General features: G+C 42.8%; 23 protein-coding genes. 12 read left to right on the plus strand and 11 right to left on the minus strand.

What is annotated here, in order from left to right:
• The first annotated feature begins 1 nt into the window (after position 1).
• From N480_RS21355 to N480_RS21365, 3 genes are all read left to right on the plus strand, one after another.
• Complete coding sequence (locus N480_RS21355) at positions 2–1,708, plus strand: DUF1566 domain-containing protein (protein WP_063374463.1); 1,707 nt, start codon at positions 2–4, stop codon at positions 1,706–1,708.
• Complete coding sequence (locus tag N480_RS21360) at positions 1,698–2,222, plus strand: DUF1566 domain-containing protein (RefSeq protein ID WP_081231956.1); 525 nt, start codon at positions 1,698–1,700, stop codon at positions 2,220–2,222. The genes N480_RS21355 and N480_RS21360 overlap by 11 nt, the downstream gene beginning before the upstream one ends.
• Before the next feature lie 65 nt (positions 2,223–2,287).
• On the plus strand, positions 2,288–3,070 hold the full coding sequence (locus tag N480_RS21365) for a YggN family protein (RefSeq protein WP_063374465.1): 783 nt from the start codon (positions 2,288–2,290) through the stop codon (positions 3,068–3,070).
• Here N480_RS21365 and N480_RS21370 read toward each other — a convergent pair.
• From N480_RS21370 to N480_RS21400, 7 genes are all read right to left on the minus strand, one after another.
• A complete protein-coding gene (locus N480_RS21370) occupies positions 3,067–3,906 on the minus strand; it encodes an amidohydrolase family protein (protein WP_063374466.1) in 840 nt (279 codons plus the stop codon). The two genes, N480_RS21365 and N480_RS21370, sit on opposite strands and share 4 nt — an antisense overlap.
• On the minus strand, positions 3,906–4,634 hold the full coding sequence (locus N480_RS21375) for an SDR family NAD(P)-dependent oxidoreductase (protein WP_063374467.1): 729 nt from the start codon (positions 4,632–4,634) through the stop codon (positions 3,906–3,908). The genes N480_RS21370 and N480_RS21375 overlap by 1 nt, the downstream gene beginning before the upstream one ends.
• 9 nt (positions 4,635–4,643) lie before the next feature.
• Positions 4,644–5,138 (minus strand): FKBP-type peptidyl-prolyl cis-trans isomerase, encoded by a 495-nt coding sequence (locus N480_RS21380; protein WP_063374468.1) that lies wholly within the window; start codon positions 5,136–5,138, stop codon positions 4,644–4,646.
• Between the two features lie 54 nt (positions 5,139–5,192).
• Positions 5,193–6,659 (minus strand): transglycosylase SLT domain-containing protein, encoded by a 1,467-nt coding sequence (locus N480_RS21385; RefSeq protein WP_231102297.1) that lies wholly within the window; start codon positions 6,657–6,659, stop codon positions 5,193–5,195.
• A 111-nt stretch (positions 6,660–6,770) separates the two neighbouring features.
• Positions 6,771–7,757, minus strand: a complete 987-nt coding sequence (locus N480_RS21390; RefSeq protein ID WP_063374470.1) for a hypothetical protein — start codon at positions 7,755–7,757, stop codon at positions 6,771–6,773.
• A 1-nt stretch (position 7,758) separates the two neighbouring features.
• Positions 7,759–8,046 carry a cell division protein ZapA gene (locus N480_RS21395; protein ID WP_063374471.1) on the minus strand — a complete coding sequence of 96 codons (288 nt, stop codon included), beginning with the start codon at positions 8,044–8,046 and terminating at the stop codon, positions 7,759–7,761.
• Entirely contained in the window at positions 8,046–8,273 is a 228-nt protein-coding gene (locus tag N480_RS21400; protein ID WP_063374472.1) for a hypothetical protein, read from the minus strand. Before N480_RS21400 ends, N480_RS21395 begins: the two co-directional genes overlap by 1 nt.
• A gap of 227 nt (positions 8,274–8,500) precedes the next feature.
• Here N480_RS21400 and N480_RS21405 point away from each other — a divergent pair, with 227 nt between their 5' ends.
• Both N480_RS21405 and N480_RS21410 read left to right on the plus strand, forming a co-directional pair.
• Positions 8,501–9,337, plus strand: a complete 837-nt coding sequence (locus tag N480_RS21405; RefSeq protein ID WP_063374473.1) for a 23S rRNA (adenine(2030)-N(6))-methyltransferase RlmJ — start codon at positions 8,501–8,503, stop codon at positions 9,335–9,337.
• A gap of 195 nt (positions 9,338–9,532) precedes the next feature.
• Entirely contained in the window at positions 9,533–10,810 is a 1,278-nt protein-coding gene (locus N480_RS21410) for an EAL and HDOD domain-containing protein (protein ID WP_063374474.1), read from the plus strand.
• Positions 10,811–10,841: 31 nt separating this feature from the next.
• On the opposite strand, the gene N480_RS21415 is transcribed toward N480_RS21410, so the two are convergent.
• The 3 genes from N480_RS21415 to N480_RS21425 all read right to left on the minus strand — a co-directional run bounded on the left by N480_RS21415 (position 10,842) and on the right by N480_RS21425 (position 15,115).
• A complete protein-coding gene (locus tag N480_RS21415) occupies positions 10,842–12,341 on the minus strand; it encodes a hypothetical protein (protein WP_063374475.1) in 1,500 nt (499 codons plus the stop codon).
• Between the two features lies 1 nt (position 12,342).
• Complete coding sequence (gene ppk1 / locus N480_RS21420) at positions 12,343–14,430, minus strand: polyphosphate kinase 1 (protein ID WP_063374476.1); 2,088 nt, start codon at positions 14,428–14,430, stop codon at positions 12,343–12,345.
• 178 nt (positions 14,431–14,608) lie between these two features.
• Entirely contained in the window at positions 14,609–15,115 is a 507-nt protein-coding gene (locus N480_RS21425) for a glycine cleavage system protein R (RefSeq protein WP_063374477.1), read from the minus strand.
• Positions 15,116–15,387: 272 nt separating this feature from the next.
• Between N480_RS21425 and N480_RS21430 the strand changes: the two genes are divergently transcribed.
• The 7 genes from N480_RS21430 (at position 15,388) to N480_RS21460 (ending at position 24,154) form a co-directional block, all read left to right on the plus strand.
• Positions 15,388–17,622: an ABC transporter permease subunit gene (locus N480_RS21430; RefSeq protein WP_063374478.1), complete on the plus strand. Its 2,235-nt coding sequence runs from the start codon at positions 15,388–15,390 to the stop codon at positions 17,620–17,622.
• 15 nt (positions 17,623–17,637) lie between these two features.
• On the plus strand, positions 17,638–19,287 hold the full coding sequence (gene pstA / locus N480_RS21435) for a phosphate ABC transporter permease PstA (RefSeq protein WP_063374479.1): 1,650 nt from the start codon (positions 17,638–17,640) through the stop codon (positions 19,285–19,287).
• A 29-nt stretch (positions 19,288–19,316) separates the two neighbouring features.
• Complete coding sequence (gene pstB / locus N480_RS21440; RefSeq protein WP_063358700.1) at positions 19,317–20,144, plus strand: phosphate ABC transporter ATP-binding protein PstB; 828 nt, start codon at positions 19,317–19,319, stop codon at positions 20,142–20,144.
• A 70-nt stretch (positions 20,145–20,214) separates the two neighbouring features.
• Positions 20,215–20,916, plus strand: coding sequence for a phosphate signaling complex protein PhoU (gene phoU / locus N480_RS21445; RefSeq protein WP_063374480.1), 702 nt, complete (start codon positions 20,215–20,217; stop codon positions 20,914–20,916).
• 131 nt (positions 20,917–21,047) lie between these two features.
• Entirely contained in the window at positions 21,048–21,725 is a 678-nt protein-coding gene (locus N480_RS21450; protein WP_063374481.1) for a TIGR00153 family protein, read from the plus strand.
• 180 nt (positions 21,726–21,905) lie between these two features.
• Positions 21,906–23,174, plus strand: a complete 1,269-nt coding sequence (locus N480_RS21455; protein ID WP_063374482.1) for an inorganic phosphate transporter — start codon at positions 21,906–21,908, stop codon at positions 23,172–23,174.
• Between the two features lie 74 nt (positions 23,175–23,248).
• Positions 23,249–24,154 carry a hydrogen peroxide-inducible genes activator gene (locus tag N480_RS21460; RefSeq protein WP_063374525.1) on the plus strand — a complete coding sequence of 302 codons (906 nt, stop codon included), beginning with the start codon at positions 23,249–23,251 and terminating at the stop codon, positions 24,152–24,154.
• Between the two features lie 51 nt (positions 24,155–24,205).
• On the opposite strand, the gene N480_RS25840 is transcribed toward N480_RS21460, so the two are convergent.
• The gene (locus N480_RS25840) at positions 24,206–24,403 is read right to left on the minus strand and encodes a hypothetical protein (protein WP_081225400.1); all 198 of its coding nucleotides are present in this window, start codon (positions 24,401–24,403) and stop codon (positions 24,206–24,208) included.
• Positions 24,404–24,454: the final 51 nt, after the last annotated feature.

The raw sequence follows: 24,454 nt of genomic DNA on the forward strand, positions 1-24,454 counted from the left end.
AATGCTAAAAAAATCGCTCGTGTTACTTGCCATTAGCAGCGCATTGAGTGGCTGTGGCGGATCTGGCGGATCCGACCAAGAAGTTGTAGGTGCCAGCATCAATGCTGGAAAAGATGTCACCGTTATAGAAAAAAACGAGTTTACAGTCAAAGCGGTAGCTTCACCTGCGGGCGGTACGTTTAATTGGCAGATTGTTTCTGGTCCTTCAATTGCTGGTTTTCCACAAGCTGGTGAAGAGTTAACCGTCGCGGCGCCAGATGTTAAAAGTAACAGTGTCGTGGTGTTGAAAGTCGATTACCTTACAACAGCGGGTGCATTAGTCAGCGATACTTTAAACGTCAATATTACTTCTAATAACCAATTACCCGTTGCTGTTGTAACGCAAACGGCACCGGATCCCTTACCCTCGAAATACTTAGATACCATTACTTTATCTGCTGCTGATTCGACAGATCCTGACTCTAATGGTCAAGTAGTAGGTTATAAGTGGGAGCAAATATCTGGGCCCAGTACAATTAAAGTAGAAGATACAGGCTCTGTGACTTTAAGTTTTGTGCACCCATTACTAGCGGAAACTCAAACTGCGCTTTGGCGTGTTACTATTACCGACGATGAAGGCGGGAGTGCGACAACGGAAACCAGTGTGGTATTGGCCAAAAACTCGCAAGTGGTATTGGCAAAAGCAGGCGCTGACCAACAAGTTTTAGAGTTTGATGAAGTTACCCTAGATGCAACAAGCAGTGTAACCGTAGATGGTCAGTACAACTGTGTTTGGGAACAAACTAGCTCGGGTTCAACCATAGCCTTGACGGATGCATCGGAGTGTAAGACTACATTCAGAGCGCCAAATATTACCGATATTGTATCGGCGACGTTTAAAGTAACCGTTACTGATTCTGCAAATAGAACGGGCGAAGACGAAATCACCGTCACTATTTCGAAAAAGCCACTCAGTAACTTGAATGACTCTGGTGCAGGACTTTGCTTTAATAATACTGAATCAATAACATGCGGCGATGATGACTTTCCTGGTCAGGATGCTGATCTTGGCAGAGACAGTGTCTCGCAATTGATTGCAAAAGAGGGCAAGGGCAACCTCGCTTTTGACTTTACGAAACTTGATGCCGATGGCAAAGAGCTGAATAATGATGCAACTGAGTTCAGCTGTGTAAGAGATAATATAACTGGGCTAGTTTGGGAAGTAAAAGAAGCGAGCGCGGGTACTCTACCTAATACCTCCATCAGAAATGCTCAAAACCACTATACGTGGGCGGTGAGAGATCCTGATGATATGGATGACTTAATTCACAGCAATACTGTGATGCCAAATCCCGTGCCATGTCCACATTCAGATCACTGCGGGATCAAAAATCTAGTCAGTGCTGTTAACGAGCAAGCGGGAGACCCTTATTGTGGTGGTAGAACTTGGCGATTGCCGAGTTATTCAGAGCTAATGAGTATTGTCGATTTTGGTCGACAAGGTGCACATGTCTTGGATCCTGAATTCTTCCCGAATATGCCTGATGTGACTTTATTAAATCACTTACATTATTGGACGATTCAAACCTATGTAGGCGGAACAGAAGGTATTGATGCTAAGCTGACAAGCGCCTACATTGTTGATATGGCAACTGGAAACACAGTACATGAATCGAAAGGCAACACGGCCTATGTGAGACTCGTTCGGGGAGATGAAGATGCGAATTAAACTTATTTTTTCGTGCTTACTGTTTAGTACTTCCGCACTTTCTCAAGAATGTGCTACAGAAACATCTGTACCTTTCACAACGCCTGAATCTCGATTTGTTGTAAACAATGATGGCACGGTTTGCGACAAAAAAACGGAAATTATGTGGCAGCGTTGCACTTTTGGATTTGTATATAACGCAACCAGTGAGACCTGCGACAATGAAGAGCAAAAGTTAAGCTGGCAGGAGGCATTGTCAGCTGCCAAGAGTAGCCGCGTTGCAAACTTTGATGATTGGCAATTACCAAACGTAAAAGAACTATCGTCCATTGTAGAGCGTAGTTGTGAAGATCCTGCCATCAACGCGACCGTGTTTTTAGGTAACCACAGCGGTAATTATTGGAGCAGCACAACCAATATTAATGATCCTAGCAGAGCGTGGACTTATCAATTCCAAGATGGCCTAAATGACAGCTCTAGCAGTAAAACTTCAGACGCGTTTGTGCGTTTAATGCGATATGCTGCGTGCGAGTAAATAAAAAATAGGTTTGGTTAAAATTTAAAATTTGCTACCCTCGTAGTGTCAAAGTTGGGGGTAGTATGAGTTTGTCCATATCTAAATTTAAATCTGGGTTATTCAGTTTGCTCATTGGCATATCGGCGCAGGCTTATGCTGATGAGAAATGTGATGTCGAATTAGGCCACGGTTTAATTATCACCGACTCAGTTATTCGTATCCTCGATAATGGCCAAACTCGGGTACAGATCAACAATGACAATCAACTTTTAGTTCGAGGGCGATGGGTCAAGTTAGACGAACAAGAAACTCAGGTATTGCACGAGTATGCCAAAGGGATCCGCGATACAGTACCGGAGCTGGTCAATCTTGCCACTGATGGTGTCAATCTAGGCCTCAGCGCTATTGAACAAGTCGTTGAAGGAATGTCAGACAATAACCCTGAAGTACTTAAAACACAGCTCCAGTATGTAGAGCGGGCTTTGATGGATAAGTTTAAACGTGGAGAAGACTTTTATTTTATCGCGCCCCAATCACTTTCCAAGATTGATGATTTTTTTACGAAAGAAATTAGCGGTAAAATACATTCGGCCGTTCACGGATCATTGGGGGCAATTTTGGTCTCTGTTGGTGATGCTTTTAAATCTAGAGAAGGGAACATTGAGAGCCGCTTCTCAGATATGGGGCAAAGAATGGAAATCATCTCTAAAGAAATCGACAAATCATTGCAGCAAAAGGCTTATCAGTTAGAAGAAAAAGCCAATGAGTACTGTGAGTGCTTGAATTCATTAGATGAGACTGAGAAAAGGCTCCAAGACATCGTCCCTAGCTTGGCTGCATTCGACTTAGTACAGATCCGCTCTTAGCATGTAAACCGATAAACTCGCTGGGCATTATCAAAGCTCAGTTTCCGCCATACACTTGGTGCAGTTGCGCTAACTACCTCGAAATAGTGTTGCCATTGCTGCTCAAAACTACGCAAAATTAAGCACACAGGGTGATTCGATGCCAACATTATTCGGTCTTCGCCAAATGAGTCGAGCAAAACAGCAAGCTGCTCTTTTGGGCACATTGGCGAATTAAGCATTTCATGACCAGAAAATTTAATCACACAGTTTTTAAGGCTAGCCAATGTATCTAAAGCATTTTGCCATGATTGCGAACGCGCCATAAATCCTGCGTGGTTTATAACTAAGGTTGCATTGGGCAAAGTGCTATATATATCAAACAACCTTTGTACAATAGGCAGGTTAACTAATTCAAACTGTGCCTCAAAGTGACAACCTCGTTGATGAAGCAATGCAATGTTATCAGCCACATTTTTGGACAGTAGACGTGTGGCATCAGAACCTTCTGTGATATCTCTTATTGCGATAAGGCTCGCGTCTGATAAGGCATCTAATTTGTCACAGAACACCGCTTTTTCAGCATCAATAGGCGCATAAGCGACAGCCTTATAAGGTAGCGTTGGCAGGACTTCTGCCAGCCAGTCGAGCTCCCTTCGAGGCTCATGGTTATCGAACCCTGCTTCTACATGGACGCAGGCACTTAATTTAAACTGAGCGCTGCTACACAAGGCATCTGGAAGATGATTTTGGCGAATTTTTTCAATGTTAGGCCAATTAGGCGGGTTGTCTTTCAACCAAGCATAATCACCTTTAACTAAATCGAAAAAATGTAGATGAGGGTCGATAATATTCATTAGCGTGCCGTATAGCCACCGTCAATTGTTTGTAGGCTACCAGTAATAAATGCCGCATCATCACTCAATAAAAATACGACGAGTGCAGCTACTTCATTTGGTTGACCTAACCTTCCTAGAGGCTGCAATGCCCCTTCTTCTGCCACAATAAGTGCTTTGTCTGCACCGCTTTTGGCACAGTACTTATCAATCGCATTATGGAATAAAGGCGTTTCTATGGTGCCAGGGCAAACAGCATTGGCACGAATGTTAAACGGTGCGTAGTCCAACGCGGTGGTTTTTGCCATAGAGGCGAGAGCGTGCTTTGTTAAATTATAAGCAAAAGAGTTCGGCTTCCCTACGTGAGCTTGATCCGATGAAATGAACACAATTTTCCCATCTTGTTGCAGCTTCATCGTCGGTAATACGGTTTGCACTGCGGCGTAGGCGCCTTTTACATTAAGGGCAAATAATGCATCTAATGTTGCTTCATCAGTATCTTCAATTGTCGCACTCAAGTGTTTACCAGCATTGGAAATCAGAGCATCTACGCGGCCTGTTGCCATTATAATCTCTTGGATAACTTTCTGGACTTGTTCAACTTGGCTGACATCACAGTAGCGATGCTCTCCAAGTTCACTGGCTTCTATATCTAAATTGAAAACCTGATAATTTTGACTTAGCAGCTTCTCAACAATGGCTTTACCAATGCCGAAGCTGCCACCGGTGATGATGGCAACTGGTCGCATATTTCTTCCTTAGTGGCTGTGCCCACAACCACCTGCACCATGCACGTGACCATGTGATAATTCTTCAGTTGTAGCTGCTCGTACACTCACTACTTCAACGTCAAAAGTTAAAGTCTTACCTGCAAATGGGTGGTTAAGGTCGCAATCAGCATTAAAACGGCCGACTTTTACAATCGTCACTTGGTGTCTGCCTTGATTTGACTCAACAATGGCACTCATGCCTGGCTTCCATACTTTGTTGTTTCCTAAGCCTTGTAAGTGCTTTATTGGGATTCGTTGCACAAGACCCTCTTGGTATTCGCCGTAACTGTCTTTTGGTTCAAGTGTGACAGTGAACTTATCTCCAGCTGCTTTACCTTCTAAGGCTTGCTCTAAGCCCGGTAACATACCTTCTTGGCCATGTAGGTAACTTAATGGTTCGCCATTTGTGCTCGACTCGATTTGTTCACTGCCTTCACTGAGTGTGTAGTGAAACTCTACCGCTGAATCTTTAGTAATTTGCATATCTGTTCTTATTTAGTCTCTATCATGTGAGCCTATATTCTACGTCACTGCCTGTCATTGGGGCAAGTTAGGTACTGTGGCACTAGGTATTTCGGTGGCGTTTACGGCATTTTCTAATTTATCTAAATAGGTCGGCATATTGGTTGGTGTGACCGGCTCGACTGCTTGTTTCGCAGGCAGGTGTAAAATCAATACATTGCCCGGAGATAAAATACTTGCTGCTTGCAGATTATTCCAATCCAGTAAATCTTTTAAAGGGACTTGGTAGTGCCGACTTAAATCCCACAAAGAGTCACCCGATACGATTGTATGGTGGTGCTCTATTGTTGCTTGTTTAACGGGAGTTTGTTGCTGTAAATAAGGACTTATTTGATAATCAACAGTTAAAGAACGATTGATGTTTGCTTGATTGATAAGTAATCGCTCACCAATGCGGATCAAGTTATTCTGTTTGTCATTCAGCAGTTTTATCTTATTGACCGAGGTGTTAAACCGCCTTGCTATACCATACAGAGTGTCATTTTTTACAACGGTATAACTGTGACTTAATTGCTCACGATAAAATGCGCTTTTCAGCAAAGCTGCCTCACTCAATGGAACCAACACTTTGTGTGGGCCATTGATTGGGCTTTGATGTCTTAAAAATCCAGGGTTCAAGGCGTGTAGTTGTTGTTTATTTACTTCTAGCAAGTTGGCTAAGATGCCAAAGTTAAATTCTTGGCCAACATCCAAGATTGTCGTAGTTGCATGGTTGGCCAGTTTTGGCCTTTTAAACCCTGTTTCTGGGTGTTGTAACAAATAACTTAAGGCCAGCAATTTTGGTACGTATTCAGACGTTTCTTTGGGCAGCGATAAGTGCCAGTAATGCGTGCTTTTGCGTAACTTGCGGTTTTTTTTAATCGCACTTTTGACGCGTCCTTCACCTGAATTGTAGGCCGCTATTGCATGTAGCCAGTTACCTTTGAAGGTTTTATTGAGGTATTTAAGGTACGCGAGCGCAGCATCCGTTGCCGACAATACATCTTTTCTCCCGTCATACCAGTCATTGCTTTCGAGACCAAAATGGTAGGCTGTCGCATCAACTAGCTGCCAGGCACCAACAGCTTGTTGTTTAGATACCGCATGAGGTCGAAAGTCGCTCTCGACGAAAGGGAGTAGAGCCAGCTCCAAAGGGAGCTTTTGCTGCTCAACCTTCTTAACAATATGATAAAGGTAGGGCGCTGCACGCGTATTTACTTTAAGTAAGTAGTCAGGCTGCGAAAGATACCAGTCAATGCGTTTTTTCAGTCGTGGATGAGGAGAGATCTCAAACTTCAGATTAAGTGCGATGTGCCGCCACAAGTCTTTTTCGATATACGGTTTGGGTGTTTCTAGCGCTGCTTTTTCAGGTGTAGGTTGACTGACCTTTTGTTCCGCAGGAGGTATGGCCAAGGTGAGGGCATTCAGTACTTCCTGTTTTGTCGCACTTTGCGGCTGGGTTTGAAGGCACCCAGGTAACAAAACAAGTAATGATAGTATCACAAGCAATGCCAATGTGTGGTTTGTTCTTACTAAACAAACGCACCGCTGAGCATACAATTGCATCATATAAAAGATGGTATAGTTCATGGTGGATACTATACCTTTTGACGGTTATTTGTTCAAAACCTTGTTCGGTTTTTTTTGTTTCAATGCTTGTTGGTAGTAGGCGGAAAACCTTTCTGATGACACTTTATTTAGTTCATAATCTTTTATGAGATCATTCAATATAGCTGGGGAGCTAGGCTGATTTACAAGCGTAAAAAACCTATTCGGTAAACTTAATTGCTCGAACTTGTAGGGTTTTCCGAACCCAGGAAGAATCCAATTGATATTTTTTCGCTGTAAGAGTTGGGCTAAACTTAATTGCCAACTTTCTGTCTCGCGCTGCGCGATATAGGGCAGTAAATCTAAGTTGTGCCCGCCAAAAACAGCTTTATGCTGTGGGTTGTAAACTCGTAAAGCAGCGCCTTTATAGCCATTCATGAGCTCTAAATGAAGTATATGGTCGCCCAAATCTAGTTCGGTGTTTAGAGATAGCGGCTTTACTGCTATTGGAGAAAGTGTCGACCATCGAGACAGGCGTTGCTCAGCTTGTTGTAGCTTTGAATGCCAACCCATTTGTTGCTCTGAGTTCGCTTGTGCAATGCGCTTTTTGCTCAATTCAAGGCTCTGTGTAAACCCTTCTAACTTATATTTAGTTTCATTGTCGATGGCACGTAAAAGCGTCTGGGTACTGAAGATACCGTTACCGGGAATAATGACTTGTGCATCAGGAAACGCGCTTTGTAATAGGCGCATACCAGAAAGTTGCCCAACATCTAAGTTGGTGGCAATCAAATAACACACAGGCACAGGTAGCTTGGTTCGCATTTTTGCGATCAAGAGTTCTAATGCAACAAAGTCTCCATGACTCTCGATTAAGGCTGCGCACTTATTCCCTTGAATGAGCACCTGATTAGGGAGCAAATATTGTGCTTGTTTGTTGGGCTCGAGTAATGTGAGGTGTTTATCTATTGAATGCCATTGGGTGGCATTTACGGTAAAGGAAGTGACAAGCAGTGTAAAAAGTAAGATGCAAACTTTTAGCAAGCGTGCCATCTTACTTTTCCTCAAGATGTTCATTGAGTCGTGCTACCAGCTGCTGCCCGGTTTGCTGTACAGACTGTTGTTCTTTAAGTAGCGCTTGATACTCATGGCACAAATGCAAAGCTGCCATCAGCAAGGCGTTTTGGTCAGTACGAACCGTATCTCTGCGCTTCATTTCGTCTACTCTTTCATTGAGTAAAGTCACGGCGTCAACGAGTGCTTGCTCTTGTCCTTCAGAACATGAAAACTGGTGGCTTTTACCAAGTAAGGTAACAGCCACCTGGCTTACTTTATCTGTCATTAGCTAGCCTGATGGGCACTCTGTAATTTATCTAGTAGACTACTCAGCGTGGTGCTAGTTTCTTTCTGTTTTTCTTCTCGCTCTAGCAGCTCGAGTTGTAATGTTTCATTCTCATCAACTAGCTTGCTATTTTGTTCTTTTAGCGTCGCAATTTGTTGTTCAAGTTGTTCATTTTTACCAATGAGTTGATCGATCAGTTGTTCGAGTTGTGGAAGAATATCGTTCATTTTAAATGCGCTCTTATCACTGTGATTTGTCATGCAAATGTAAAGCAAAGTGGGCCCTATTACCAGTAATTACGTAGCTTAATACTGATTTTTGCGTCGTTTTAAGAGATAATTCCGATAACTCCGTATTTTGTTCATTTGTCATTCACTAAAGCGGCTATATTTCGTACACAGTGAATTGAGACTAATTTTCAAAAAGCAATTATGTTCAGCATATAAGGCTTCCTATGCTCAGTTATAGACATTCTTTCCACGCTGGTAACCCAGCTGACGTTATAAAGCACCTAGTTTTGGCTGAAGTGCTCTCTTACATGTCCCGTAAGGACAAGCCTTTTGACTATATTGATACCCACTCGGGTGCTGGACTATTTGAGCTTGCCTCAAACGATGCTCAAAAAACGCAGGAATTTGCCGATGGGATTGGCAAGTTAATGAATTACAGTGGCGGTAACGAAGCTATTCTGCGTTATGTAGACATGGTACGAGGTTTTAATAAAAACAAACTCGCGTTTTACCCCGGATCGCCTAAAGTGGCTGAACAGTATCTAAGAAAACAAGATAAAGGGTGGTTTTTTGAGCTTCATCCACAAGACTTACCTATGTTGCAAAAGAATACCGAACATAAACGCTCTTTGCGTGTCAAAGGAGAAGATGGCTTTAAAGGTTTAATCGGACTCGTTCCGCCTTTATCAAGGCGTGCTGTGGTATTGATGGATCCCCCTTACGAAATAAAGACAGATTATCAAAAAGCAGTTAACACTATTATAAAGGCACACAAAAGCTTTACGTCAGGCACTTATATGATCTGGTATCCTGTGGTTGACAGAATGCGCATCGACCAAATGGAAGAGGCGCTCAAAGCATCAGGGATCAGAAATATTCAGTTGTTTGAGCTGGCTACGTCAGCAGATACTGAAGAGCGTGGAATGACAGCATCAGGCATGATCGTGATCAACCCTCCGTATGTACTGAAGCAAACAATGGCGGATGTTTTACCTGAATTGGTTAAAGAACTGGCTGAATCAGACGGCTTCTTTCGATGCGAAGAGTTAGTGTCTGAGTAACCTCAGACGCGAATAAGTTAACTTGTAAAACCGCCTGTTTAGGATAAGTGATACAAGTTGTCTTCAGTGCTACAGAATAAACCTAGGCTAAAAACTCAATCTGGTTTATGTTGTCTAGGTATTTTATTTGCTCCACAGAGCAACTTCTCATATGCTGAAGTTATGGAAGCCACTTATGCGTGCACAGAGTGAAGGATGTTAATGAGTAGCGAAACAGCCAAGGTAAAGAACAACGCCGTTCAGTATATTGCCCGTCAAGCGATTTTAAACGGTGAGCAACAAGTGCATGCTTACGAGTTATTGTACCGGGATTCACACAACAATGTCTTTCCAAGTGGTGTGAGCGATGGACTCGCAACGGGGCGACTCTTTTTTAATTCCTTGCTGTTTATTGGCTTAGATAGGCTGGCAGCGGGATCACTTGCCTTTGTTAATTTCTCAGACGAAACTTTAATACAAGAACTCCCTAAATTATTGAGTCCGCAGGGCTTAGTTGTTGAAATAGTCGAACGCTCAAAAGACATTGAGAGCTTGACCAAAACAGTGAGCAAACTCGCTCAAGTCGGGTATCGATTTGCATTAGATGACTATGATGGTGACCCTCGCTGGGAGCCATTACTTGAGGCGGTGGACTTTGTAAAAATTGAAGTTGAATTGCCAATTATTAAAACCACGATGATGGTCAAAAAGTTAAAAAGGCAATATCCCCGTCTCAAAGTGGTGGTTGAACGCATTGAGACACTAGAGCAGTTTAACTTTATCCGCAGTGCGGGCGCTGATTATTTTCAAGGCTTCTTTTTTGCTAAACCAGAAATGCTCAACCATGGCAACGTTGAACCTTCTAAAATGGCGGTGTTTGACCTGTTACGTTGTACGGCAAAAAAATCTTTGTGTTTTAAAGAAGTACAAGCGCGCGTTGCAAAAGATCTAAGCTTAACGGCAAGGGTTCTGAAACTTGCTAACGCCAAAGCCGGTGAAGAGCGCATTGAAATACGCTCAATTTCTCAGGCGGTGATCTATCTTGGTGAAGATGCCATTCGCCAGTTTGTAAAAGTGCTCGCCTTGAGTGAATTGGGCGCAGACAAACCTACTGAGCTGACTAAATTGGGTCTTAATCGGGCCAAGTTCTTAGAATTGTTTTTAGAACCCGGTGGGGAAGAAATGGCCGAACAGGGCTATTTGATTGGTTTGATGTCGGTGCTAGATGCTATCTTAGACGTTGAGTTGTCGGTTATCGTTGATGAGTTTTCACTTGACCCTAATTTAAGTAGTGCGCTATTAAATTATAAAGGCTTAATCGGTGGGGCTCTGCGCCTTGCGATAGAAGTTGAACGTAATAATCTAACTGAGGCTGAATTAATCCTTAATGCGATACGACCAGCAACTGAAGTGCAAGTGTTGTTTGAGTTGATTATTCAAAGTCGTGCGTATGGGGATGAAATGTTCGCAGTCGCCAGAGAAATAGACGAGTAAAACTCGTCTATGTGACCGTGATTATAATTGGCTAAATGAGCGCTTCACTCGCGTGAATAGTTAAATTCACATCCAGTGATTTCCAGTAATGCTGTTCTTGCTCCAAATCAGCTGAAAATAAGGAATGTTCTTCTAGCCACGCTTCTTCAAACTGCAAGATGACTTCGTTGGCTAAAATTCTCATTTCGTGCTTTGGCACTTGTGTCTTTTGTCGTTTTTGATGAAATAAAATGGCCAGCCTTAACAACGCCAGCAAACGTGCAAATCGTGATTGAGAATCCGGCTCTACCAATTCATTGAGATCGTGTGATTTTATCTTTTTACGATGAAAGCGGATCAGCGCACCTAACTGTTGCTGTTGATCTTGTGTAAAGCCGGGAAGTTGGCTATTCATCACTATGTACGCGCTGTGTTTGTGGATCCCCGAAGAGTTAATCGCGATACCGACCTCATGCAGATATACAGCCCATTTTAAAAGTTCTAGATCTCCTTTTTCTAATTGCCATGCTAATTTAGCAACCTTGAAAAAATGTGTCAGCGTTTGACAAATATGTTTGGCATGTTGCGCATCTACAGTGTACTGCTCTGCAAACGAGTCTATGGTACGTGTGCGAATATCAAACTCTTCATTTTGTGCTAACTCGTGGAGCAGACCCTCACGCAGCGAGTAATCGCAGTACTCCAGCTTTTCGATGCCTAGTTGATTGAAAGCGGCGATTAAAATAGCCAGTCCACCAGCAATACTGGATTTACGCTCATCGGGCAGAGCTTTGATGGATATATTGCTCAATTCTCCTGCCGAAATTAGATGACCTTGAATATCTCGTAGCGAGTCAAGGGTAAGGATTTTGGTTTGAAACAGCTCATCGTTAATGGCGCTTAGCGTTTTAATTGTACCCGAAGTTCCTAAGCAGGATTGCCAGCCAGTTTTTTGGTAGATAGACGTAATTGGTTCAATATTTTGTTCGGCGTGAATAATGGCTTTTTTAAACCGTTTTTCGGTGAGCTTAGCATCACAAAAAAACAGTTTACTCATGGTTACACAGCCAATATTCCTGCTAGTGAGCAGTTTGTGTGATTGATGCTTTCCTATGATTACTTCAGTACTGCCACCACCAATATCAACAACTAGGCGGTTGCTGTCGTCATGCACGTAGTTGGCGACTCCCTGATAGATTAATCGCGCCTCTTCTTGCCCAGAAATAACATTTATTTTATAGGGGAATACAGTTTTAGCTTGTTTGATAAAGTGGCGTAAGTTTTTACAACTTCGTAATGTGTAAGTTGCTGCTACTTCGACATTATTTTTATCAAAATCGGCAAGCGTAGCGGCAAATTGTTTAAGCACATGAAGCGCTCTTTCTATCGCCTCATCATCTAACATGTAGTTTTCATCTAACCCTGCTGCGAGATAGACGCGATGCTTTTCTTTGTGCAGCAATTGCAACCTGCCATCGACCTCCCTTGCTACCACTAAATGAAAACTGTTGGAGCCTAAATCTACGGCAGCAAAAGAGGGGTATTTTGTCATATCAAGTCCTACTACTTTCCCATTTCTTTATGTGATCATAAATGGCGATCTGTGAACGGATCTTCTTTTTATTGCCCCGGTTCACATAGTTATTTTTCTGCTCACTATCAATAAGTCGTGCCTTTACACGGTCTCGGAATTGTAGTTCCAATGTGTCAATGATCAACTGTTTTAAGGTATCTTCATAAATTGGGACGCCGACTTCAACGCGGTGATCTAAGTTGCGTGTCATCCAATCAGCTGATGAGATAAACACTTTCGGATCGCCAGCATTTTCAAACACCATGACTCTTGGGTGCTCTAAAAACCTATCTACAATACTAATTACACGTATGTTTTCACTGAAGCGCGGTAAGCCAGGGACTAAAGCGCACATGCCACGAATGATCATGCGAATTTTGACCCCCGCACGTGCAGCTAAGTACAGTTTATCAATTAACTCTTTGTCTACTAGGTTATTGACTTTGACAGTGATCCTAGCAACTTTCCCCGTTGTTGCATTGGTCACCTCTTGATCTATCAAAGCGTAGATTTTCTCACGAGCATTGAGTGGTGAAATCATTAAGTGTTTAAAGTTGAACGGCCTGTAGCTGGTCTCAATAAACTTAAAAACATCATCGCACTCGTTACAAATCTCAGGGTGCTTAGTGAACAAACTAAAGTCGGTATAAATGCGCGCTGTTTTTTCGTGAAAGTTACCCGTTCCCACGTGAGCATACTTGACGATTTTGCCTTTTTCTTTGCGATGAATAACGCATAGTTTGCTGTGTACTTTCAGTGCGGGCAAGCCAACCATGACCTTAATACCATACTCACTGAGCGTTTTCGCCCACTCAATATTGTTTTGCTCATCGAATCGGGCTTTAAGCTCGACCATAACTGTGACCTTTTTGCCATTTTTAGCGGCATTGATCAGTGATGCAATGAGTTGTGAGCGGCTGGCAACGCGGTAAATGTTGATCTTAATTTGCGTAACTTTGGGGTCGAAAGCTGCCTGACGCACATATTCCAACATGTGATTAAACGTATGGTAGGGGTAATAAAGCAGGATGTCTTGCTCTGAAATGGCCTTAAATACGCTGTCGTGCTGGTCGAATGCCGAGCTCTTGAGTGGTGGTAGTGGTTTGTTTTCTAGATAGCCTCTACCAACATTGGGAAAAGCGATGAAATCTCGAAAGTTTCTGTAACTACCGCCTGGGATCAAAGCATCTTGATGAGTCACCCCCAAACGTTTTTTCATCACTTTCATGATGCTTTCTGGCATTGCTTCGTCGTATGTGAGCCTTACGGGCTTTGCATATAAACGTTGCTTAAGGCCCTTTGACATTTTGTCTAATAAACCCTCTTCAAGCTCATCATCTAGGTTGTATTCCGCATCACGAGTGAGCTTTATTTCATAACCTTCGATGTCCTCAAAAGATAAGAAATTACTGAATACGTCACGCAGGTAAAACTTCACCACATCATCTAATAGCATGAGCGTTTTTTGTCGCCGCGTTCTCTCTGGCGGCAAAATAACAAACCGCTCAAGTCTATCGGTTGGCAATTCCAGCAACGCATGATGGTGCTTATCATGTTCACTGCTCATCTCAACAAATAGGTATGTCATGGTGTCGTTGATAAGATCGGAATAATCTTTATTTTCTGTCAGCAGAATGGGTGACAAGTACTGTAAAACTTGATCGTTAAAATAATCTCTAAGCCAGAGTTGATGAAATTCAGATAACTCATCAGGTTGTTTGACATGGATATTATGTGCGTTTAAATCACTAAAAATTTGTTTGTGGATGTGGTTAAACTTTTTACCTAATGACAGTACTTTCTTTTGTATCTGATTAAGGAGTGCTTCATTCTCTTCAAAGTTCGCATCCGGTAAATTGCTCAGTAAGATCCGACGTTTAACGTCTGCGACGCGCACACGGAAAAATTCATCTAGATTATTTGAGAAAATTCCCAAAAATCGAATACGTTCAATTATTGGGTTGTTTTTATCTTTCGCCTCTTGAAGGACGCGTTCATTAAATGAGAGCCAACTCAGTTCTTTAGCAAAAAAGCTGATTGCTTTCGGGTCACTAGATAATGCTTGCATTTTTCATTCCGTCGTAACAGGTGCTTTTTCTAGGGTATGTCTACAATGTGACACTTATATGACATTGGGTACAGCTAATGCGAATGTGCGAAGAGGTAGGATAATATGGCAGTGGTTCCTTACCTCTGCCATATGAGTTTATTGGATATTTGAAAGATTTCGTTGTTTGATATCAAGGTCAGTCTGGTTCGATATCTACAATGAGATCACTGGTAATAGCTTCTAATGCGTCAACAACGTTTTCTTTGTGTGTACCTGGTGCCAAGCTCACTGTTGCAAATGCGCTAAATATCGGAACTCCCCAATTAGGTGCGCTTTGCTGTCTTGAATTTAGGTGCGTAATATTCGCACCTTTGTGGCGAATAACGCTCGATAGTTCTTGAATGATACCGGGGCGATCATTGCCCGTAATAACTAGATTAAGTTTCTCTATCTTAAATTCTTTTTGGTCTTGTTCACCGTGTTCAATTCGGACCTCTAGCTCTGGTATTTCGTGAAGCGCATCTTGCAATGATTGTAAATGCTCTTCAGCAACTTCAACGAGTACAATACCCGCAAACTGACCTGCCAGATGACTTAGGTTACTGGTAGCCCAATTACCATGGTGTTGCAAAATAGTGGCAGAAATTTGCTCTACGAGACCAGGTCGGTCCTTACCTATAAGTGTTAATACTAACTGCTTCATATCACATGTCTCTTATTATTAATAATGCCTTTACGGCGGTGGTGGAAAAGCGAAATATCGCCTGTTAAGCCTAGTAAACATGGGCGAATTGTCCAACAAGATGACAGTTGCTTTGTAAACAAATGCAAATGAAAACTAGCTGCATTCAAAAAACCTTTTGTTGTTAATGATAAAAGTTAAAAAAAGCAACAATTTCATCATGGGTCATGTAACATAACTGTCATCTTGATGAAATATAATGCGCCGCAACTTGATAATAAAAAGGTGTTTTGATGACTTCCAATCCGCAAAAACCGTCCTTTAAAACGGATAGAAGCCGTCTCTTTAAAGACCGCTTTGCCCAATTCGGAATTACCTCGGGAGGGGTAATGGTTTTGGTTGCTTTGCTATTAATCTTCTTTTACTTGCTTTACGTTGTGCAGCCAATCTTCGAATCTGCGAGCGTGACCAAGCGTACTGATATTGCTTTACAAGACGATAAAACTTATTTCGGTATGGGTATGGAAGAACAAACCGAAATTGCATATTTACTAGATAATAAAGGCCTAGTCGATTTTTATCAGATAAAAGGTCAAAACTCGGGTGACAAGCTAAATACACTGGCAGTTGACTTGGACGGTCAGGTGACAAGCTTCTCTCAAAGTGCCCCATTTCTGGGTATCTATGCGTATGGTTTGGACAACGGTCAAATTCAATTAGTAAAGCCAAGTTTTTTGATTTCTTTCCCTGGTAACCAGCGTGTTATGCAGCCGAGATTGAGCTACCCACTTGAAGGTGTTCAGTTGGAGGTGGATGATCAAGGGCAGGCAATTAAGCAGTTTGCATTTAGTCACTACGAAGACAAAACCGCAGTTGTTGCTCAAACCGCAGATAAACGTGTCGTTTTTGCTTCATTCAGTGCTGAAGAAAATATGTTCAGCGGCGAAATTGAATGGACGGTCGAGCGCAGTATCTTACCGATTGAGGGACGTGTTGATGATATGTTGATTTCCCCAGATACAACACGTGTATTCGTTCGTTCTGCAAATCAGATTTATGTGTTTGATACGCGTTTTGCTGATGATGTTAAGCAGTTCCAGTTACTAGCGGCTAACGAAGAGAACGCAAATCTAGTTAACATGAACTTACTGGCAGGTGCAAACTCGCTCATGCTCAGTAATGATAACGGCGAAGTATCTCAGTGGTTTGAAGTCAATACCGATGAGGGCCGTCAGTTTGCCAAAATTCGTTCATTCGAAAGCGTAAAAGGCGCACAAGTTGATATTTTCAGTGAATTCTATCGTCGTACTTTCTTTACCACGACAAATACGGGTGAACTAGGCCTTTACTATACCACCAGCGAAGCACACTTATGGCAAGGTAAAGTAGTCGATGGGGCTATCGAAAAGTTTGCTGTGTCTCCGCGTGCCAATGCGGCATTGCTTCTATCTGATAACACATTGAATGTTGTCGAACTACATAACGAGCACCCTGAAGTGACTTGGTCCGCACTTTGGCAGGAAGTGTGGTACGAAGGCTACCCTGAGCCTGCTTATATTTGGCAGTCAACATCTGCAAGTGATGACTTTGAGTCGAAATTCTCTTTGGTACCTATTTCATTTGGTACGATTAAAGCGGCGATGTATGCAATGCTATTTGCCGTACCAATTGCGCTTTCAGCTGCAATATACACAGCATACTTTATGTCGCCAGAACTACGCCGAGTGGTGAAGCCAACGGTTGAAATCATGGAAGCGCTGCCGACGGTAATACTGGGTTTCTTAGCGGGCCTTTGGCTTGCACCGCTTATCGAAGCGCATTTACCAGCCATTGTTGCGCTGCTGGTACTCTTACCGATAGCTATTATTGGTACCGCTTTTGGTTGGACTAAATTGCCTAAACAAATTCGTCACTTACTGCCGGATGGTTGGCACTCGGTACTACTTATCCCAGTGGTGTTAATCGTTGGTTGGTTGTCATTCGCAATTAGCGACAGTATTGAGGTATGGATGTTTGGTGGCAATGTGCGTCAATACTTGACCAATGAACTTGGCTTAACGTTTGACCAACGTAACTCACTGGTCGTTGGTATTGCGATGGGTTTTGCGGTTATTCCGACTATTTTCTCTATCGCAGAAGATGCGGTATTCAGTGTACCAAAGCATCTATCAAACGGCTCACTGGCACTGGGTGCGACACAGTGGCAAACATTAGTACGAGTCGTATTGTTAACAGCAAGCCCAGGTATCTTCTCTGCCGTTATGATGGGATTGGGGCGTGCAGTGGGTGAAACCATGATTGTATTAATGGCGACAGGTAATACGCCGATTATGGACTGGAGTATTTTCCAAGGTATGCGTACGTTAGCTGCAAACATTGCGGTTGAAATGCCAGAATCAGAAGTAGGTAGCTCACACTACCGGATCCTGTTCCTTGCTGCATTTGTACTGTTTATTTTTACATTTATCTTTAACACCGTCGCTGAGTTCGTTCGTCAGCAGCTGCGTGAAAAGTACAGCTCAATGTAATTGGAGAGAGATGACATGGTAAGACAATGGTTTAAGTCAGGATCTCCTTGGATCTGGATGACAGGTGGTGCAGTAAGCATCAGTTTAATCTCGGTAATTGGTCTGTTAGCAATGATTGCTTGGAAGGGGCTTAGCTTCTTTTGGCCCACCGAAGTTGTGGAGTTCGAGTTAGAAGGCTCCGTCGCTAAACAGACCGTTATTGGTGAAATTTATGACAGAGAATTGGTACCTAAAAAGCGTTTAGAAGCTGCTGGGTATGATTTATCTGATTATCAAGGCGAGTCCGTTGAGCGTCTATTGGTTAAAACAGGTAACCGAGAGTATGTTGAACTAGACTTCCGCTGGATTTTAACGACGGATATTCAAAGTCGTAAAGTGCCAGAAGAGATGGCAGTGTTTGAGCGCAGCAAAAATGGTAACTTTTATGGTTACGTTGTACGTGTGATTGAAGACAGCAAAGTTGTTTCACAGCAACCTGTTGAGCGCCTTGAAGCGCTGGTTGAACGCGCGGTAGAGCTTAACGAAGAAGCCCTTGACCTACAAAACGGTGACATTGGGCACATTAACTATGAACTTGAAAGGCTGCGCCTCAAAGAGCGAGCGTATCAGCTAGATAATGACCTAACTGATGAAGTAAAAGCGGACTTTGAAGCGCAAAGAGCGCAGTTGAGAGAAGAATACAAAGTATTTGAAAAGCGTTTATTTGAACTGCGTGCTGATGCAAAACGTGACTACGTTGTCGTAAGAGATATGCGTGGAGAAGAAGTGACGCTGCCTTTGTATCAAGTACTGGATGTTTGGTTCCCAAACAATATGGGCTTCTTTGCAAAAGTAGGCCATTACTTCTCGCAAACGGGGAAATTCATCAGCGACGATCCTCGAGAAGCAAATACTGAGGGTGGGGTATTCCCAGCAATTTTCGGTACTGTCTTTATGGTTATGCTAATGGCCGTTATTGTTACGCCATTCGGTGTTGTTGCGGCGATTTACTTACATGAGTACGCAGCCAAGAATGCTGTGACTAAAATGATCCGTATCGCGGTAATTAATTTGGCGGGTGTCCCGTCGATTGTTTACGGTGTATTTGGCCTAGGCTTCTTTGTGTATATGCTAGGTGGTTCGATTGACCAACTATTCTACCCTGAAGCGGCACCAAGCCCTGTATTTGGTACTCCGGGTGTTATTTGGTCAGCATTAACACTGGCGATTTTGACTTTGCCAGTAGTTATTGTGTCTACCGAAGAAGGTTTATCACGTATCCCAAGTTCAGTTCGTCACGGCTCTTTAGCTTTAGGGGCTACAAAAGCTGAAACGCTATGGCGCATCATTGTGCCAATGGCGAGCCCGGCGATTATGACTGGATTAATCTTAGCGGTTGCACGTGCTGCCGGTGAAGTTGCACCACTGATGCTGGTGGGCGTTGTGAAGATGGCACCAACACTGCCGTTAGACGGTAACTTCCCATATATTCACCTAGACCGTAAGTTTATGCACTTAGGTTTCCATATCTATGATGTTGGTTTCCAAAGTCCAAATGTAGAAGCCGCACGTCCATTGGTATATGCGACCGCTTTCTTACTTGTTACGGTGATTATTGCGCTTAATATTACAGCAATTGGTATTCGTAACCACTTACGTGAAAAATTCAGAGCTCTAGAGCACTAATAGTACAGATTTTAAATAGGTATCCCTTTATGATTACAGTAGCGCCACAAGTAAATAACGCAGATGCTAATAACAAATTGGATCTTGCAAACTTGAGCCCAGAGCAAACAGCTTTAGAGATCAAAGACCTTGACCTTTACTATGGTGACAAGCAAGCTCTGAGTAAAATCAACATGTTAATTCCAAAAGGCCAAGTGACCGCCTTTATCGGTCCGTCAGGTTGTGGTAAATCAACGCTATTGCGTTGTATCAATCGCATGAATGACTTGGTCGATAGCTGTCGTATTGAAGGTGAAATTAACCTTCAAGGACAAAACATTTACGATAAGAGTGTCGATGTTGCAGCTTTACGCCGCAATGTTGGCATGGTATTCCAAAGACCAAATCCTTTCCCCAAATCTATTTATGAAAACGTGGTGTATGGCCTTCGTCTTCAAGGTATTAAGGACAAGCGTAAGCTAGATGAAGTGGTAGAGCGCTCACTACGTGGTGCTGCACTTTGGGATGAAGTAAAAGATCGCCTACATGACAGCGCATTTGGCTTGTCTGGTGGTCAGCAACAGCGTTTGGTTATCGCACGCTCGATAGCCATTGAACCAGAAGTATTATTACTTGATGAACCAACATCAGCACTTGATCCAATCTCAACATTGGTAATCGAAGAGCTGATCAATGACCTGAAAGACAAGTATACTGTTGTTATTGTTACACATAACATGCAACAGGCTGCGCGTGTATCTGATCAAACTGCGTTCATGTATATGGGTGAACTCATCGAGTATTCAGATACAAATACATTATTCACAACACCAACGAAGAAAAAGACTGAAGACTACATCACAGGTCGTTACGGCTAAGGTCTTACGGTGAAGGCTGTCCGAGCAACGGGCAGCTTCGGTTTGGGTTGGTATAAAAGGTAGGCTTTAGATGGAACACAATATTAATAAGCACATTTCTGGTCGCTTCAATGAAGAGCTAGAAAACGTAAGAAACCATGTATTAAGCATGGGTGGGTTGGTTGAGCAGCAACTAAACCTTGCGCTAGACGCTGTGAGCACGAGTGATGCAGATAAAGCGCGTAAAGTGAGTGAAAATGATTACAAAGTAAATGCAATGGAAGTGAACATTGATGAAGAATGTACACGCATCATTGCTAAAAGACAGCCAGCAGCCAGTGACTTAAGGTTGGTTGTTGCAATTGCTAAAACGATTGCAGATTTAGAGCGTATTGGCGATGAAGCCGAGCGCATTGCCAAAGTGGCGTTGGACTCTTTCACCAAAGATCAGCAGCACCTTCTAGTGAATGTTGAGAACATGGGTAGATTGGTGTCTAAAATGCTACACGACGTATTAGACTCGTTTGCCAGAATGGACGCTCAACGCGCATTCGAAGTCCATAAAGAAGACGCAAAAGTAGATAGAGAATATGAGGCGCTAACACGTCAAATCATGACTTATATGATGGAAGACCCTCGTTCTATTCCAAAAATTATGGACTTGGTTTGGTCTGTACGTTCATTGGAAAGAATTGGTGATCGTTGTCAAAATATTGCGGAATACGTTATTTACTTTGTAAACGGTAAAGATATTCGTCATACCTCTCAAGAAGATATCGAAAAATCGTTATAGTTTTATTGGGGATTAATTGTGTCAATGTGAACGATTAATCCCTAGTTCATGATAAAAATCGTTCACAAATTCGGTTAATGCTGTAAACTTGGCCTCTGCACATGCATATTAATATGATTTAAGGGTCAGTTATGCCTAGTAATGCGTTTTTAGGAGTGTTTGCAAAATCTCCTATAAAGCCGATTGAAGAGCACATTAAGATAGTGCATCAAGCCAGTGAAAGCTTGATCCCGTTCTTTGAACATGTCTTCAAAGGGGAGTGGACTGAAGCGGATGCACTTCGCGTTAATATTCGTAACCTAGAACGCGAAGCGGATGCGTTAAAACGAGAAGTACGTTTACAACTTCCTCGCGGTTTATTCATGCCAGTTGAACGGACTGATTTACTGGAACTTATTACCCATCAAGATAAAATTGCCAATAAAGCCAAAGACATCGCAGGACGAGTTGTTGGTCGTGAAATGGCGATTCCCGAATCTATTCAAAAAGACTTTGTTGCTTATCTATCACGCTGTGTAGATGCAACGAAACAAGCCTCTAAAGCGATTAACGAACTAGATGAGCTACTGGAAACAGGGTTCAGAGGTCGTGAAGTTGCCTTGGTCGAGAAAATGTTAGTTGAGCTTGACGCGATTGAGCAAGATACAGACGACATGCAAATAAAAATTCGCCAAGAACTTCGTCAGGTAGAAGCTGATCTTAACCCGATTGATGTGATGTTCTTATACAAGATCATCGAGTGGGTAGGTGAACTTGCCGATATCGCTGAACGTGTTGGCGCTCGCCTTGAGGTGATGCTAGCACGCTGATTCTTAATCAGCGAAACGAGTTAAATAGTTGTACACTGTGATTACTCTCCAAGCGAGTTAATGCTAGAGAGCACAGTGTTGTGTTTGTTTAATAGTTATTTGTGAGTCGTTAAATCGATAAAAGTAGACAACGAGAACACAAATACAAAACAGTGCTGAAACAGCACTAAAGGTTTTTCAATGGAATTCATTGCTTCCTATGGCTCGATGCTAGTCATCATCGCAGCTGCAGTTGGTTTCTTTATGGCTTATGGTATTGGTGCAAACGATGTAGCTAATGCGATGGGTACGTCAGTAGGCTCTAAAGCACTGACAATTAAGCAAGCGATTATTATCGCGATGATTTTTGAATTCGCTGGTGCATACCTTGCTGGTGGTGAGGTTACATCGACAATTCGTAAAGGGATTATCGATGCGGCGCCATTTGCGGACATCCCTGAACTAATGATACTGGGTATGATCTCAGCATTATTTGCCGCAGGTGCGTGGTTACTGTTAGCTTCAATGCTAGGCTGGCCGGTATCAACAACCCACTCGATTATCGGTGCAATCATTGGTTTTGCGCTTGTAGCAGTGGGTAGTGAAGCGATTCAGTGGGGTAAAGTGGCAGGCATCGTCGGAAGCTGGGTGGTCACACCGGCTATTTCTGGCTTCATTGCTTACTTAATCTTCATGAGTGCGCAGAAGCTAATTTTTGATACTGACAAGCCGCTTAACAACGCAAAGCGCTTTGTACCACTCTATATGGGTCTAGCTGGCTTTGTAATGTCACTAGTCACCATCAAAAAAGGTTTAAAGCATATCGGTATTAACCTTGGCACATTTGAGGGATATGCGCTGGCGATTGGCATCGCAGTACTGATCGGCCTTATCGGTAAAGTGGTTATTTCACGCATGAAGATGGACCCGAATGCTGATAAACAAATGCAGTTCAATAACGTTGAGAAAGTGTTTGCAGTACTAATGGTACTAACTGCATGTTGTATGGCGTTCGCGCACGGTTCAAATGACGTGGCTAATGCAATTGGTCCACTTGCTGCGGTTGTTAATATTGTAGAAAACAATGGTGAGATGGCAAAGAAAGCCGCGCTTGCATGGTGGATCTTACCACTTGGCGGTCTGGGTATTGTTGTAGGTTTAGCGGTACTTGGCAAGAAAGTAATTAAAACAATTGGTGAAGGCATTACGCACTTAACACCAAGTCGTGGCTTTGCAGCTGAACTAGCAGCAGCTTCTACCGTGGTAATTGCCTCTGGTACTGGGTTGCCAATTTCAACGACGCAAACGCTTGTAGGCGCTGTTTTAGGTGTAGGTATGGCACGTGGTATTGCTGCACTTAACATGGGTGTGATAAGAAACATTGTGGTTTCTTGGGTGATCACATTGCCAGTCGGTGCTGCCCTTGCTATTGTTATATTCTATATTCTACGAACCGCTTTCGGCGTTTAATAGAAGACAGACTTTTAGCTTGAAAAGATCTCAGCGCCTTAGGTGCTGGGGTCTTTTTATTTATGGGTACACAAGTGAATAACTTACCAAGTATAAAACAATTACAATATCTCATTGCTGTGCATCAACAACAGCACTTCGGACGTGCAGCAGAGGCCTGCTTCGTCGGCCAGTCTACGCTCAGTAGCGCGATTCAAAATCTAGAAGAAACACTCGGTTGTCAGTTAATCGAACGTGAAAACCGCAGCCTGATGTTTACTGACGTTGGTGAAGAAGTCGTTGAGCGAGCGAAGAAAATTATCGACGATTCAATCAGTGTTGTTGAGCTGACCAAAAGCTATAAAAATCCGCTCTCGGGCAAGTTGGTGTTGGGCATGATCCCGACGATTGCCAGTTTTATTGCCGCGCCTTTATATCAATTTTGCCAAGCAACATTTCCAGATTTAAAGCTGGTCCTTGTTGAAGACACCAGCGATCGATTACTGGAAAAGCTAGAGCAAGGTCATATCGATATGGGTATGCTTGCGCTGCCATATAGAACGGAGAAGTTTCATACTCAGGTATTGGCCAAAGATCACTTTTCACTGGTACGTCACCAGGACTATCACATTCCAGAAATCTTGGAAGATTTCAACTTATTGCCAGAAGATAGTGTCTTTTTACTCGAGAGAGAGCACTGTATGACGGGGCATGCATTGAGTGCATGTCACTTGAACCGCAGTGAGTGTATCAACCCTTTTGAGGCCGCCAACTTACATACTTTATTGAGTATGGTGGAATATCAAAACGGCGTGACTTTTTTACCGCAAATGGCGCTCAATGCCGGTATTTTGGAAGGTAAGCCAATGGTTACGCTATCCCCGCAAGCAGAAGCGTATCGAGAGATAGGGCTATTATGGCGAAAAACCACAGGCCGAATACGAGACTTTAAAATGTTTAGTAATCAGGTGGGTGATTTCATTAAAAAGCAGTGTCAATGACACTGCTTTTAGGTGTTAGTACAATTAGTTTGCAGACTAAGCACTGAATGTTTAAGTAGAGCTGAGCCTACTCTGTGACATAATGTTGGGTAGAAACAACAAATATACCCAAACAACTAAATTAAAATATGGAATAATGCCCAATAAAGTGAATAATTTAGTTGGATACCCTTTTTGTTTAGCGCAGCGGTAGCATTGTAAAGCAATTAAACAATGTACCAGTGATAAAAACAGAATAAACTGAAACATACTTAGCTCCTCGAATTCCATTGCGAGATGTGCTCAAATCCATTAGATGTC

It is taken from the genome of Pseudoalteromonas luteoviolacea S2607 (genome assembly GCF_001625575.1).
Lineage (GTDB): Bacteria > Pseudomonadota > Gammaproteobacteria > Enterobacterales > Alteromonadaceae > Pseudoalteromonas > Pseudoalteromonas luteoviolacea_E.

Excerpts from the sequence above, each read along its gene's own strand:
- N480_RS21450 (WP_063374481.1), top strand. The coding sequence starts at position 21,048 with ATGCCTAGTAATGCGTTTTTAGGAGTGTTTGCAAAATCTCCTATAAAG.
- N480_RS21365 (WP_063374465.1), top strand. The coding sequence starts at position 2,288 with ATGAGTTTGTCCATATCTAAATTTAAATCTGGGTTATTCAGTTTGCTC.
- N480_RS21415 (WP_063374475.1), bottom strand. The coding sequence starts at position 12,341 with ATGACAAAATACCCCTCTTTTGCTGCCGTAGATTTAGGCTCCAACAGT.
- N480_RS21430 (WP_063374478.1), top strand. The coding sequence starts at position 15,388 with ATGACTTCCAATCCGCAAAAACCGTCCTTTAAAACGGATAGAAGCCGT.
- phoU (WP_063374480.1), top strand. The coding sequence starts at position 20,215 with ATGGAACACAATATTAATAAGCACATTTCTGGTCGCTTCAATGAAGAG.
- N480_RS21355 (WP_063374463.1), top strand. The coding sequence starts at position 2 with ATGCTAAAAAAATCGCTCGTGTTACTTGCCATTAGCAGCGCATTGAGT.
- pstB (WP_063358700.1), top strand. The coding sequence starts at position 19,317 with ATGATTACAGTAGCGCCACAAGTAAATAACGCAGATGCTAATAACAAA.
- N480_RS21360 (WP_081231956.1), top strand. The coding sequence starts at position 1,698 with ATGCGAATTAAACTTATTTTTTCGTGCTTACTGTTTAGTACTTCCGCA.
- N480_RS21410 (WP_063374474.1), top strand. The coding sequence starts at position 9,533 with ATGTTAATGAGTAGCGAAACAGCCAAGGTAAAGAACAACGCCGTTCAG.
- ppk1 (WP_063374476.1), bottom strand. The coding sequence starts at position 14,430 with ATGCAAGCATTATCTAGTGACCCGAAAGCAATCAGCTTTTTTGCTAAA.
- N480_RS25840 (WP_081225400.1), bottom strand. The coding sequence starts at position 24,403 with ATGTTTCAGTTTATTCTGTTTTTATCACTGGTACATTGTTTAATTGCT.
- N480_RS21395 (WP_063374471.1), bottom strand. The coding sequence starts at position 8,046 with ATGACAGATAAAGTAAGCCAGGTGGCTGTTACCTTACTTGGTAAAAGC.
- pstA (WP_063374479.1), top strand. The coding sequence starts at position 17,638 with ATGGTAAGACAATGGTTTAAGTCAGGATCTCCTTGGATCTGGATGACA.
- N480_RS21390 (WP_063374470.1), bottom strand. The coding sequence starts at position 7,757 with ATGGCACGCTTGCTAAAAGTTTGCATCTTACTTTTTACACTGCTTGTC.
- N480_RS21380 (WP_063374468.1), bottom strand. The coding sequence starts at position 5,138 with ATGCAAATTACTAAAGATTCAGCGGTAGAGTTTCACTACACACTCAGT.
- N480_RS21370 (WP_063374466.1), bottom strand. The coding sequence starts at position 3,906 with ATGAATATTATCGACCCTCATCTACATTTTTTCGATTTAGTTAAAGGT.
- N480_RS21375 (WP_063374467.1), bottom strand. The coding sequence starts at position 4,634 with ATGCGACCAGTTGCCATCATCACCGGTGGCAGCTTCGGCATTGGTAAA.
- N480_RS21405 (WP_063374473.1), top strand. The coding sequence starts at position 8,501 with ATGCTCAGTTATAGACATTCTTTCCACGCTGGTAACCCAGCTGACGTT.
- N480_RS21455 (WP_063374482.1), top strand. The coding sequence starts at position 21,906 with ATGGAATTCATTGCTTCCTATGGCTCGATGCTAGTCATCATCGCAGCT.
- N480_RS21425 (WP_063374477.1), bottom strand. The coding sequence starts at position 15,115 with ATGAAGCAGTTAGTATTAACACTTATAGGTAAGGACCGACCTGGTCTC.
- N480_RS21400 (WP_063374472.1), bottom strand. The coding sequence starts at position 8,273 with ATGAACGATATTCTTCCACAACTCGAACAACTGATCGATCAACTCATT.